Raw genomic sequence first — 12,351 nt, 5'->3', positions numbered from 1 at the left:
CCTGCGCCCCATCGGCGAGCAGGCAACTTCCGCCCTCCTCTGAGCGTCGAACCCCCTCGCCTTCCGTTTCGCCACGTGCCCAGGCGCCCCCCCCTGTCTCCTCGTCCCTCCCGCCGGTCCGACCGGGTGCAACCGGAACCCCAGTGTGTTATCCGCCATTCGCCGCCGCCTTCTCGACTGCCGCTGCGCCACCGAGCACGATGAGATCTGCAAGCGACACCTTCTTGCCGCCAGGCTGGGCATCGTTGAACGCCTTCTGGATGCCTTCAAGTGTCTCGAGCACGGTTGCCAGCTGGGCCGGCTGATTGACCTCCCAGTCCTTTTGAGGCGCAAGACGGATCCGCGCGCCATTCGCGCCGCCGCGCTTGTCGGAGCCGCGGAAGGTCGACGCCGAAGCCCAGGCGGTCGAGACCAGCTGGGAGATGGGCAGTCCCGATGCGAGGATCTTGTCCTTGAGATCGGCGATATCCTGCGTATCGATCAGGAGGTGATCAACGGCGGGAAGCGGATCCTGCCAGATCAGTTCTTCTGCGGGAACCTCCGGGCCGAGGTAGCGTGCCCGCGGACCCATGTCGCGGTGGGTCAGCTTGAACCACGCACGGGCAAATGCATCGGCGAACTGATCCGGATTTTCGAAGAAGCGCCTCGAAATCTTTTCGTAGGCAGGATCGAAGCGCAAGGCAAGGTCCGTGGTCAGCATGGACGGCGCGTGACGCTTGGACTTGTCGTGCGCGTCCGGTACGGTAGCAGCACCCGCACCGTGCTTCGGCGTCCACTGATGCGCACCGGCCGGGCTCTTCGTCAGTTCCCATTCGTAACCGAACAGATTCCAGAAGAAGTTGTTGCTCCACTTCGTCGGTGTCGTGGTCCAGATGACTTCCAGGCCGCTGCCGATGGTGTCACCGCCCTTGCCCGTTCCGAAGCTGCTTGCCCAGCCGAGGCCCTGCTCCTCGATGCCAGCCCCCTCGGGCTCTACACCGACATGTGAGGCGTCGCCTGCGCCATGCGTCTTGCCGAAGGTATGTCCTCCTGCAATGAGCGCAACGGTCTCCTCATCATTCATGGCCATGCGCGCGAAGGTCTCACGAATGTCCCTGGCGGCGGCAAGCGGATCGGGATTGCCGTTCGGGCCTTCCGGATTGACGTAGATGAGGCCCATTTGCACGGCGGCGAGAGGGTTTTCGAGGTCTCGTTCGCCAGAGTAGCGCTTGTCGGCAAGCCAGGTGTCCTCGGCACCCCAGTAGACGTCCTCTTCGGGCTCCCAGACATCCGCGCGACCGCCGGCAAAGCCGAACGTTTTGAAGCCCATCGACTCCAGCGCAACGTTGCCGGTGAGGATCATGAGGTCGGCCCAGGAAATCTTGTTGCCGTATTTCTGCTTGATCGGCCATAGCAGCCGGCGCGCCTTGTCGAGGTTGACATTGTCCGGCCAGCTGTTGAGCGGTGCAAATCGCTGCTGACCAGCTCCGGCACCGCCGCGCCCGTCGCCGGTACGGTAGGTGCCGGCGCTGTGCCATGCCATGCGTATGAAAAGGGGGCCGTAGTGACCGAAGTCCGCCGGCCACCAGTCCTGCGAATCAGTCATCAGCGCGAAGAGATCCTTTTTCAGGGCTTCCAGATCGAGCTTCTTGAACTCCTCGGCATAGTTGAATCCTTTGCCCATAGGGTCGGACAGCGAGGAATTCTGATGAAGGATTTTGAGATTCAACTGGTTCGGCCACCAGTCCCGGTTCGACCGCCCGCCATGAGCCGTATGTGTATGAACAACCGGACACTTGCCCGCGGTCTCGACTTTTGAATCCATGTTTTTATCCCTTGCGATTACTTGTACTGGGTGACCCAGCGGAAGACGGCCATGCAGGAAAAGAGCTTACGACGTTAGGCGTTGCGGATATGGGCACGACGCGCTGTAGACCGCCGTCGATCACCAACCGGGTGGGACAGCGGCCGCCTCTCCTCTCTGCTTTAGCACTATATCCAAGCTGCTTCATTAATTTAAGTTGGATTTTCTGATCACAGCGATAAGGTGAAGTTATGACAAATTTGACGCTCAAGCAGCTTCGCTATTTTGAGGCGCTGGCCCGACAGGGCCATTTCGGACGTGCGGCAGATGTTTGTGCGATATCCCAGCCCGCCTTGTCCATGCAGATCAAGGAACTGGAAGAAACGCTGGGGACAGAGCTCTTCGAAAGAGGCGCGCGTCAAGTCCGGCTGACCAGCTTCGGGGAAGCCTTTGCGCTTCGCGTGCGCGACATCCTGCGTTCTGTCGATGAACTGGCAGACCTAGCACGCGCTTCGCAGGACCGGTTGGTGGGGCGGCTGCGGATAGGCGTGATCCCGACGGTCGCGCCATACCTGTTGCCTGCGATCATCGGCAACCTCACCCGCATAAATGACGGGCTTGAGATCCACGTGCGCGAGACGCTGACCTCCAGGCTGGTTCACGAGCTGGCGGAAGGCAGGCTCGACACCGCAATTGTCGCGTTGCCGGTATCCGAACCTTCGTTGACCGAGGTTCCATTGTTTTCGGAGAATTTCGTGCTGGTTCGACCAAGCGAGGATGAAGGTAAGCCTGTACCCAACCGCGAGGCCCTGCGTGAAATGAGGCTGCTTCTACTGGAAGAGGGGCACTGTTTTCGCGATCAGGCTTTGTCATTCTGCAACATTCGTTCGGCGCTGCCGCGAGAGCTGCTGGACGGCAGCTCTTTGTCGACGCTGGTTCAAATGGTCAGCGCCGGCATTGGCGTTACTTTGATCCCCGAAATGGCCGTGGGAGTAGAGACGCGCTCGGCGTCAGTCTCTGTCGCTCACTTTCAGAGCGTTCAACCCTCACGAACGATCGGCATGATCTGGCGCAAGACGAGTCCTTTAGCCCAGCAGTTCTTGAAGGTTTCTGAAATCGTCCGTCAGTCAGCCGATGCGATGCGCAAGCAATACAAATCCAGCATCGTGGACGTGGGTGCCGAGCAATAACTGGCTCGCGGCGACCATTATTTAGGTAGGCCATGCGCCTGACCTTCATCCTTAACTTCCCGCGGCGTGGGCGTGGGAATAACGCCATGATCCGGGTCCGTTACATCCTGCCCCGTCGAACCATCCGAAGCTACTCGACGCTCATCTTCACGGCTAGCCCGTCTGGTGTCTCGCAGGGTTGTTGCCTCGTTGATGAGGGAGGACAGTTCATCATCGGACAAGTTGGACAGGTCGAAGGTCTTGGTCATAAATCTCTCCTGGCGGGCTCTGTTTCTACGATGGTAAACGCACAACTTCGCGAAACGAGCCAATGGCGGGCAGAAATTTGACGGCGCCAGAACGACCGACAAGGCGAAAAAGCCAAGTCTCCCCCTCCCTACCGTCGACTAGATGCACTGCAGAAATCGATCGGTTTCTGTCAGCTCAAGCTGCACTGAAAATCGCTCGCCCAGGAGTTCCAATGACGCCTCATGCGATTCATCTGCACCGCTACAGACAGCGTCCGTCAATAAAATGACCCGGTAACCGAGATCGATTGCGCCCAGGACCGCGGCCAATACGCAGACATCCGTCTCGCCGCCACTGATGACAAGGGTCGACACGCCCTGTTCGGCAAGCGTCGCATGGAGCCGGCCACAGATCCAAGGTGAGTAAGTGGCCTTGTCGAAGACCCGAGCAGGCGGCACAAGGCGGGCAAGCGAAGGGACAAGTTCTATGAGACCCGACGGCAGCTGCTTGCGCGTCATCATCCACCATTTCTCGTAATAGTGTTGCCAGGTGCCTGGCATGTCGGATGCGTTTTCCGGTGGAATAAATCGAGTAAAGACCGTCCGCTCGGCATGACGGCCCGCGACCTCCTCAACCAGTGGCAAGACGCGCTTCATCCATTCGACGTGCCATGGCGTCGCCTCGAAGAACAGGCACTGCATGTCCACGCACAAGTGACGCCATTCGCCAAGACTATGCAAATGCTCGCTCAGCGGCGTCACTCCTTGCTAATTTCCTCTAGAATTAATCGCAGCTCAGTGATTGGCAGGCGGTTTTCGTCGAATAGCTCGACAGACAACATGTGGACGGGGGTTTCGGGTAGCCCGCCGGCGGCAGTCTCGGTAAGAGCGTGGCGGGCTTCGGCCTTTGCAGCCCGCACCCCGTCAAACTCGCGGCTCGTCTCTACCAGTTCCCCTTTCGCGCCGACGACCCGGTAAAAGTATTTCATCTGAACTCTCCTTGGGTTGTCAGTGAAACACTTTGCGTGAGCGGTGGTTCCGCGTGAAACGTGATGCCCTTGGTCAATCATTCCGAAGACGGCGGGGCTGTCGGGACGTCTCGCAGAGGTTTTGCGTTGCGCATATGTCGGTGAGCAATGGGCTTGTAATCAGCTATCGGAACATCCCGCGCTGCGTCGCGTTCCGGTTGGTCACTTACCACTACCATAGGAGAGCAGAATGGCTGCAAAGACGCTAAACGACCTGTTCGTCGACACGCTGAAGGACATTTACTTCGCCGAGAAGCAAATCCTCAAAGCCTTGCCGAAAATGGCGCGCGCGGCGCAATCGGAGGAAGGCAAAGCAGGTTTCCTGAAACACCGTGACGAGACCGAAAGTCAGGTCGAGCGGCTCGTGCAGGTGTTCGAGATCATCGGCAAGCCCGCTCGTGGCAAGACCTGCGAGGCGATTCAGGGCATCATCGCCGAAAGCGAAGAGATCATTGAAGAGTTCAAAGGCTCCGCCGCACTCGACGCGGGACTGATCTCTGCCGCCCAAGCCGTCGAACATTACGAAATCGCCCGCTACGGCACGCTGATCGCCTGGGCAAAGCAGCTGGGTCTGAAGGAGGCGATCCCTCTCCTTCAGGCAAGCCTCGCCGAAGAGGAAGCCACCGACAAGAAGCTCACCCAGCTTGCGCAAACTTCGGCAAATGTGAAAGCAACGAAGGCTGCATGAGTCGTTAACCCGGATGGCTTGGAGGGCCGCCATTCGCGCGGCCTTCCAGCATGCCCCGCGTCGGCGCTGGAGGCGCTCTTTCATTCGACGAGGCCCGCGCGGGGCATTTATTCGCTACGACCATTTGTTCTGTCCAAACGCAATCGGTGTCACGCGGCGCAACAGGAATGGGGAACGCAGCGCCTTTCGGCATTGTCAATCGCATCGAAGCCACGATCATGATCGCAAGTTGTCACGGCAAAGACAGCAGCTGCGCAAGTGTGACCGGTCTGAGAGCCCGCGCATCAACGCCAACATCATATTGCCGGGGCATCGGCTTCAGCCGACCATGCGAATGCCCATGAAGGTTGATCGAGTTCTTGCCCATCTTGTGCCAAGTCCGGAACGGAAAATGACATAGCACGAGAAGATGCTCGTCTGTAACGAGCTCGGCATAATGCTGAACGCTGGTCCAGTTCTCAGCCTTCGTTGTCGTCTCGGGATCACAGTTGCCAATAATCAAGTGCTTGCGGCCGTTCAGAATCGAAAGAAGCTGATCGCAGTCGCCCCCTTTCGCCGACATGAAGTCGCCGAGATGCCAGATGTCGTCGTCTTTTCCGACGATGGCATTCCAGTTCCTGATCAGCGCAACGTCGTGCTCTGCCATATCGGGGAATGGCCTGCGATCGATCCGCAGCACACGCGGGTCGGCGAAATGGGTGTCACTCGTAAAGTAGATCATGAATGGAACAATGGAGCGGTGGCGGCCAGAGTCAAAGTGCCCAGCAAAAAGCCGCGCAGACGTTTGCTTTCGGGCCCCAACCATAAAGTGGGGCATGTTCGTCTTGATCCAAGTCGCGTCAATAACGACCAGTCGTGCCGGATCGAGGCCCGACTGCCATCCAGCGACTGGCAGTATCGGCACGTAAGGCAAGGCGCCAGTTTCCCGGAAAAAAACAGCAGAATCCAGTCGCCGAGGTTGGAGTTCATGACCTTTCAGTGGGTTCATAAGACACGTTCAAAACGATCAGTTATCCATTTCTTCCGGACTGGCACGGCACCTCCCCCTGGTTAACCTTGCAATTGTGGATCGTATCTCCATAATTGCGCGAATGATGATAGCAAGATGGAAAACAGCAGAGCTCGTCGAGCTCCTCAATAACAATCCAGCGGTCGCCTTGCTCGGGCCCCGACAGGTAGGCAAAACGACCCTCGCATTGGAGATCGGCGAGCAACGGCCGTCTATCTATCTCGATCTCGAATCCGACTCGGATCGTGCCAAACTCGCCGAGCCGGAACTTTATCTTGCCGGACACGAGGACAAACTTGTTGTCCTCGACGAGGTCCATCGCCTCCCGGATCTGTTCCAGAACCTTCGCGGCCTGATCGACCGAGGGCGACGGAAGGGACTGCGCAGTGGCCGTTTCCTGTTGCTTGGCTCGGCCTCCATGGATCTCCTGAAACAGTCTGGCGAGAGCCTAGCCGGTCGGATCGCCTATCTGGAACTCGCACCGATCGACGGCCTCGAGGTCGAAGCCGGCGAACTCAACAAGCTTTGGGTTAGAGGAGGGTTTCCCGACAGCCTTCTGGCGGCGAACGACACCGTCAGCCAACGCTGGCGCATCGATTTCATCCGGACCTATCTCGAGCGCGACATCCCTCTTCTGGGGCCGAGGATCCCAGCCGAAACGCTACGCCGCTTCTGGACGATGCTCGCCCATCACCAATCAGGCCTACTCAATGCGGCGGAGTTCGCCCGCGCACTCGGTGTCGACGGCAAGACAGTCGCTTCCTATCTCGACCTCATGGTCGATCTGCTTCTGGTGCGTCGGCTCGAGCCCTGGCACAGCAATGCCGGCAAGCGCCTGGTGAAATCGCCGCGCGTCTATGTTCGCGATTCCGGCCTGCTCCACAGTCTGCTTGGTTTGACCACGCTTGATGATGTCCTGGGCCACCCCGTGGCCGGAGCGAGTTGGGAAGGCTTCGTGATCGAGACCCTTCATGCAGTTATGCCAGAGGGTGCCCAAGCCAATTTCTATCGCACCTCGGCCGGCGCCGAGATCGATCTCGTTGTCACGTTGCCCCGTGACCGCCGCTGGGCGATCGAGATCAAGAGAAGTCTCACGCCAAAGGTAGAGCGGGGCTTCCACCACGCCTGCCTCGATCTGGAGCCGGATCGCCGCATCGTGGTGTACCCAGGCAGCGAAGCGTATCCTCTTGGCAATGATATCGAGGTGCTCCCTTTGCGCCAGCTTGGCGAACAACTCGCAGGCGGTCGGGAATAATATTCGCGCGGATACTGTCGCTATTTCAGTTCGTCGACACGTCTGGCGAACTTGTCAATCGTATCAACACGTTGTTTTTGCTTGCTCGTTCAGCGGGGCAGGTATGAAACAGTCAAAAGGCGTCGGGTGCCGCGCTTCGGCGGTCATACGAGCCTCTCATCGGCACCCGGATGCGGAAGCCCAGCCTGCTGCCCGGCACGACGTTCAGCAAGGCGCGGGAGCTCGGCGAATGTGATTCGAAGCGGCATTCAAGCGCTGCATCGCCTTCGGTCCCGACGGCCTGGACATGTTTCTGAAACTTCGCTAGAGATGGTAATGTTATTACATATCAAGAAGGGATTTCCGATGTTACCTAGATTGACGATCGCCGGGGCCTTTGCAGCAAGCCTCTCGGTGAACCCGGCCTCCGCTGAAGAGGAAAAGCAGACATGGCGCCTGTTCATCGCCGACCACACGGCACCCATCGCTCGTTCATTCGATGTCAAGACCGGTGAGCAGATCGGTGAGTTTGAGCTGAAGGGTTATGCGGCGCTGGCCGCCAGTCATTCCGGCCAAACAGTTTTTGCCGTCCAATCAGAAGCCAATACCGTCCAGGTGATCAAAACCGGCGTGACGCTTTCCGACCATGGCGAGCATCGCGATCTGGAAACATCCGCACCTTTGCTGCTGCAAGCCACTCTCGACGGGCAGCGGCCGGTCCACGCCGTCGTGCACGGCGACGACGTGGTGTTGTTTTACGATCGGGAAGGCAAAGCCAAGCTCGTTTCCGAAGAAGATCTTCTGGAAGGCGCAGCATCCGAAAAGCTCATAGATGCGACGGCACCGCACCATGGTGTCGCCGTGCCCATGGGGCAGAATATGCTGGTCTCGGTTCCCGATACCAAAACGGAAACCAAACCGGATGAGCTGCCGCCACGTCTGGGCCTACGTGTTCTAAACACAAACGGAAGACAGGTCGGCGATGTCACACCCTGCACGGCGCTGCACGGAGAAGCCTTCTCGGCAAAGCTCGGTGCCTTCGGTTGCGAGGAAGGCGTCCTGATTGCGCGTCCTGGCAAGGAGCAGACCGTGCAACTTAAAATGCTGGAATATGGCGACAGGCTGCCGAAGGGAAAAGTGACGACCTTGCTCGGCAGTAAGGTGATGCAATTTTTCCTGGGCAACTACGGCGAGGACAAGATTGCCCTGATCGACCCAGACGGCACCGAACCGTATCGCTTGGTCGATCTGCCGACCCGCCGGATCGATTTCGCGCTCGATCCTACGCGGGTCAAGAATGCCTATGTACTGACCGAAGACGGGCAATTGCATCTTGTCGACGTTCTAAGCGGTCAAATCACGACGTCGGCAAGGGTCACCGAGCCTTACAGCAAGGATGGTCACTGGCGCGATCCGCGCCCCCGGCTCGCAGTTGCAGGCGATCAGATCGCCATAACCGATCCTCGCCATAGCGTTGTGCGGATGATCGATATTGAGACCATGAAAGAGGTTCGGACCATCCCGGTTCAGGGACTGCCTTTCGGCATCGTCGCCGTCGGGGGATCAGGCGCTGTCCATTGATCGCCCTTGTATCTACGGCTTGACGTGACTGTTGCGCTCGGCATAACTGGGCGCGACGGTTCCCCGACGTAGACTCCGAGAGGATTAATAGGGAACACGGTGCGGAAGACCCAAAAGGGACCAAGACCGTGGCTGCCCCCGCAACTGTAAGCGGATTGCCGATCATCCTCGTGGCGCCACGCGCCATGCCACTGTGAGCTCGTTCTCCTGGGAAGGCAGATGGTCCGGTGCATATCCGCGAGCCAGGAGACCTGCCGTCAAAGAGAGATCAATTGAACGGGCGGGGTTGCCCGGAACAGGAGACGAGATGATTTCTTTTGACGCCCCTAATCGGCGCAGACCCCTTCCGCGTGAGGCGGAACGGATCGCCCTTTTCAATAAACCATAGCCGCTGCAGGTAAAAAGCCAGTCGTGCCGGGCGGCGCGCCCGCCCGTATGGCCGGTGACCACCCTAAGCGTTTTCCATCAAAATCGGAGCGATCAGGCCGCCGCGCCGACGCATCCTCAACTCCCTGTGAGTGTTTCCATGTCATCCGATCCAAAACGTCGGCCGTTCATTCTGCGCCTTGCCTTCGCGGTATTGGCAACCTTTGCGATTTCTGCACCTGCTTTTGCCGCATCGACCACCTACCCCCTGACAATTGCCAATTGCGGCCGATCCATCACCTTCGATAGGGCGCCGGGCAAGGTGGTTTCGATCGGCCAGGCGATGACGGAAATCCTGCTGTCGCTCGGCCTTGCGGATCGCATCACGGGCACGGCGGTCTGGTTCAGCCCAGTGCTCAAACAATTCGATGCGGAAAACAGCAAGATCAAGCGGCTCGCCGACAATGATCCGAGCTTCGAGGCGGTGGTCGGAACCGGCCCCGACCTGGTTGCTGCCGAGTTCGAGTGGCATGTCGGCCCGAGTGGCTCGGTTGGAACCTACGATCAGTTTTCGAAGCTTGGCATCAACACCTATGTCGCTCCGGCCGATTGCGCCGCCAAGGACAATACGACGGGTGGTGATGGTGTGCGCAAGGAAATGCTGAAGACCGAGGTCATCTATCAGGAGATCGCCGAACTTGCCGCGATCTTTAACGTTCAGGACCGCGGCGAGGCATTGGTCGCAAGGCTGAAGGAGCGTGAGGATAAGGCGATCGCATCCGTTGCCGAGACAAGGGTAAAGGATATCCCGGTCGTATTCTGGTTCTCCAGCAAGGAAGTCGACGGGGAAGCCTTCATGGCCGGCCGCAACGGCGCGCCCGCCTATATCATGCGAGCCCTTGGGGCAAAGAACGTGATTGCCACGAACGAGGAATGGCCGTTGGTCGGCTGGGAAACGGTCGCCGGCCTCAATCCTGCAATCATCGTCATCGCCGGGATGGATCGTCGCCGCTACGCTGCCGACGATCCGGCCATCAAGCTTACCTTTTTGAACAGCGATCCTGTGGCAAGCAGGATCAGCGCTGTGGAAAAGAAGCAGGTGGTCGTCATGGACTCGCAGGCAATGAGCCCATCGATCCGCCTTGTCGACGGCATCGAGACGCTTGCAGTAGCCATACGGCAGTTTGGGCTGGCGAAGTGAGCAAAGACGCCGGGCAACGCAACGGATGGGGCGGCTTTGCCGGCTTGTCCCTACTTTCAATGGCTGGACTGACCTTGGCAATAGGCCTCGCCGTATCGATCGGCGAAATCGTCATACCGCTGCGGACGATTGCGGAAGCTATTGCCAACCGAATGTTCGGCACCTCCTTCGCAATCAAGCCGATCCATGAGGGTATCATCTGGGACTATCGACTGAGCCGCGCCCTGGTCTCTGCAAGTTCCGGCGCGGCTCTTGCGATGACGGGCGCCATGCTGCAGGCCCTGCTTCGCAATCCGCTTGCCGAACCTTATGTGCTTGGCATTTCGGCGGGCGCCTCGACCGGCGCGGTCGCCATCATGATCCTCGGCATCGGGTCCGGTGTGCTGACGCTTTCTACCGGCGCTTTTTTCGGCGCGGTGGCAGCCTTCGGTCTCGTCTCGCTTTTGGCCGCAGGCGCAGGCGGCGGCGCCGACCGGATCCTCCTGGCAGGCGTTGCCGGTTCGCAGCTCTTCAATGCGTTGACCTCCTATATCGTCACGACCTCGGCCAATGCCGAGCAGGCAAGGGGTATCATGTTTTGGTTGCTCGGGAGCCTCAGCGGCGTGCGCTGGACGGATGTTTTGCTCGTTACCCCCATTGCCGGCGGCGGCTTTGTGATCTGCATGCTTCACGCACGTGTGCTGGATGCCTTTGCCTTCGGTACGGACTCTGCCGCAGCGCTCGGCGTACCGGTACGGCGCGTGCGTCTTACCCTTCTTGGTCTGACGGCCGTGATGACCGCTGACGTCGTCAGCATCGTCGGTTCGATCGGCTTCGTTGGTCTTGTCATTCCGCATGCGGCGCGCTTTCTGGTGGGTCCGGCTCACGAGCGGTTACTGCCGGCAACTGCGTTGATCGGGGCGATCTTCATGGTACTTGCCGATATCGTCTCGCGCACGATCATCCCGCAGCAGGTGCTTCCAATTGGCGTGGTCACGGCACTTTTCGGCGCGCCTGTCTTTGCCCTCATCCTCTACAAGGCAAGGAGGCCGGTATGAGCATATCGATGCGCAATGTTGCCTGGTGCGCCGGCAGCACAATGATCATCGATGGCGTCAGCCTTGATGTTGCGCCGGGCAAGACGCTTGGTCTGCTCGGACCCAATGGCTCTGGCAAGTCGAGCCTGCTGCGTCTCATCTGCCGGCTGCGACAGGTCAAGAGCGGCGTCATCAGACTGGGCGAGAGCAATATCAGCACAATGGCGCGTCGCGAGATTGCCCAGCGTATCGCACTGGTCGAACAGCAGGCGACAACCGATGCGGACATTTCGGTAAAGGATGTTGTCCGCCTCGGGCGAACACCGCATCGAGGCGCGCTCTCGCCCTGGGTCAGGACGGACGAGGACGCCGTCAATGCGGCTCTCGAACAGGTCGGCATGGCGGCCAAGGCCTTACAGCTTTGGCGCACGCTGTCAGGTGGGGAGCGTCAGCGCACGCACATCGCCCGCGCCCTTGCGCAAACGCCCACCGAACTGCTGCTTGATGAACCGACCAATCATCTCGACATCCAGCATCAGTTGGAGCTGCTTGACCTCGTCACGACGCTTCCGATCACCAGCGTCATCGCATTGCATGATCTCAATCTGGCGGCAATGTTCTGCGATAGCCTGGCCATCCTGCATGGCGGCCGCGTGGTTGCTGCCGGGCCGCCCGAAGCGGTTCTGACCGAAGAGCTCGTTCTAGATGTATTCGGAGTTCGGGCTCACATCGAAAAGTCGGCGGTTCACGGCAGGCATTACATCCAATATCTCACCCGTTAAGGGCGGCACCATCGACGGGAAGGATCGGCTGATGGCGGCGGGGAAGGCATCATTGCTCTTGTCTTCGGCATCGTCCTCAGGAGCGAAGTGCGGTTCCCAGGCTGGCGCCGCCCTGTGCCCGCCAGTATGGCCGCAAGGATTGTTTTGTGTCGGATCTGGCTGATCTCCGGCGCGGGGCGCCATGCTTTCCTTGAGCCTCGGGCACCGGTTAGGTGCCACACTGCGATGGTTTCCGGGAGGTACGAT

At 59.3% G+C, this 12,351-nt stretch carries 11 protein-coding genes, 1 pseudogene and 1 riboswitch; of the genes and pseudogenes, 7 read left to right on the top strand and 5 right to left on the bottom strand.

What is annotated here, in order from left to right; translation table 11 throughout:
• Positions 1-151: 151 nt before the first annotated feature.
• Positions 152-1,804: pseudogene (katG, locus tag C9413_RS17585) on the bottom strand (catalase/peroxidase HPI); the annotation flags it as partial.
• Positions 1,805-2,034: 230 nt separating this feature from the next.
• On the opposite strand from katG, the gene C9413_RS17580 reads away from it, so the two are divergent.
• Entirely contained in the window at positions 2,035-2,973 is a 939-nt protein-coding gene (locus C9413_RS17580; RefSeq protein ID WP_040114503.1) for a hydrogen peroxide-inducible genes activator, read from the top strand.
• Between the two features lie 17 nt (positions 2,974-2,990).
• Here the strand turns inward: C9413_RS17580 and C9413_RS17575 are convergent, their stop codons facing one another.
• The 3 genes from C9413_RS17575 to C9413_RS17565 all read right to left on the bottom strand — a co-directional run bounded on the left by C9413_RS17575 (position 2,991) and on the right by C9413_RS17565 (position 4,189).
• Positions 2,991-3,221, bottom strand: a complete 231-nt coding sequence (locus C9413_RS17575) for a hypothetical protein (RefSeq protein WP_040114502.1) — start codon at positions 3,219-3,221, stop codon at positions 2,991-2,993.
• A 138-nt stretch (positions 3,222-3,359) separates the two neighbouring features.
• The gene (locus C9413_RS17570) at positions 3,360-3,941 is read right to left on the bottom strand and encodes an isochorismatase family cysteine hydrolase (RefSeq protein WP_170250691.1); all 582 of its coding nucleotides are present in this window, start codon (positions 3,939-3,941) and stop codon (positions 3,360-3,362) included.
• Positions 3,942-3,958: 17 nt separating this feature from the next.
• Positions 3,959-4,189 carry a hypothetical protein gene (locus tag C9413_RS17565; RefSeq protein WP_040114501.1) on the bottom strand — a complete coding sequence of 77 codons (231 nt, stop codon included), beginning with the start codon at positions 4,187-4,189 and terminating at the stop codon, positions 3,959-3,961.
• Positions 4,190-4,418: 229 nt separating this feature from the next.
• Here C9413_RS17565 and C9413_RS17560 point away from each other — a divergent pair, with 229 nt between their 5' ends.
• Entirely contained in the window at positions 4,419-4,916 is a 498-nt protein-coding gene (locus tag C9413_RS17560; RefSeq protein ID WP_040114500.1) for a ferritin-like domain-containing protein, read from the top strand.
• A gap of 232 nt (positions 4,917-5,148) precedes the next feature.
• Here the strand turns inward: C9413_RS17560 and C9413_RS17555 are convergent, their stop codons facing one another.
• The gene (locus C9413_RS17555) at positions 5,149-5,637 is read right to left on the bottom strand and encodes a metallophosphoesterase family protein (RefSeq protein ID WP_028739344.1); all 489 of its coding nucleotides are present in this window, start codon (positions 5,635-5,637) and stop codon (positions 5,149-5,151) included.
• 373 nt (positions 5,638-6,010) lie between these two features.
• Between C9413_RS17555 and C9413_RS17550 the strand changes: the two genes are divergently transcribed.
• The 5 genes from C9413_RS17550 to C9413_RS17535 all read left to right on the top strand — a co-directional run bounded on the left by C9413_RS17550 (position 6,011) and on the right by C9413_RS17535 (position 12,105).
• Entirely contained in the window at positions 6,011-7,180 is a 1,170-nt protein-coding gene (locus C9413_RS17550; protein ID WP_040116401.1) for an ATP-binding protein, read from the top strand.
• A 345-nt stretch (positions 7,181-7,525) separates the two neighbouring features.
• Entirely contained in the window at positions 7,526-8,740 is a 1,215-nt protein-coding gene (locus tag C9413_RS17545) for a metallochaperone AztD (protein WP_170250690.1), read from the top strand.
• Between the two features lie 39 nt (positions 8,741-8,779).
• Positions 8,780-9,014, top strand: a riboswitch (cobalamin riboswitch).
• Positions 9,015-9,266: 252 nt separating this feature from the next.
• Positions 9,267-10,307, top strand: coding sequence for an ABC transporter substrate-binding protein (locus C9413_RS33445; RefSeq protein ID WP_052451728.1), 1,041 nt, complete (start codon positions 9,267-9,269; stop codon positions 10,305-10,307).
• 59 nt (positions 10,308-10,366) lie between these two features.
• The gene (locus C9413_RS17540) at positions 10,367-11,344 is read left to right on the top strand and encodes an iron ABC transporter permease (RefSeq protein WP_246703774.1); all 978 of its coding nucleotides are present in this window, start codon (positions 10,367-10,369) and stop codon (positions 11,342-11,344) included.
• The gene (locus C9413_RS17535; protein ID WP_170250688.1) at positions 11,341-12,105 is read left to right on the top strand and encodes an ABC transporter ATP-binding protein; all 765 of its coding nucleotides are present in this window, start codon (positions 11,341-11,343) and stop codon (positions 12,103-12,105) included. The genes C9413_RS17540 and C9413_RS17535 overlap by 4 nt, the downstream gene beginning before the upstream one ends.
• The last annotated feature ends 246 nt before the right edge of the window (positions 12,106-12,351 follow it).

It is taken from the genome of Rhizobium sp. SEMIA 4085 (assembly GCF_013004495.1).
Taxonomy (GTDB): Bacteria; Pseudomonadota; Alphaproteobacteria; order Rhizobiales; family Rhizobiaceae; genus Rhizobium; species Rhizobium gallicum.
This window is presented reverse-complemented; position numbering and strand designations above follow the sequence as displayed.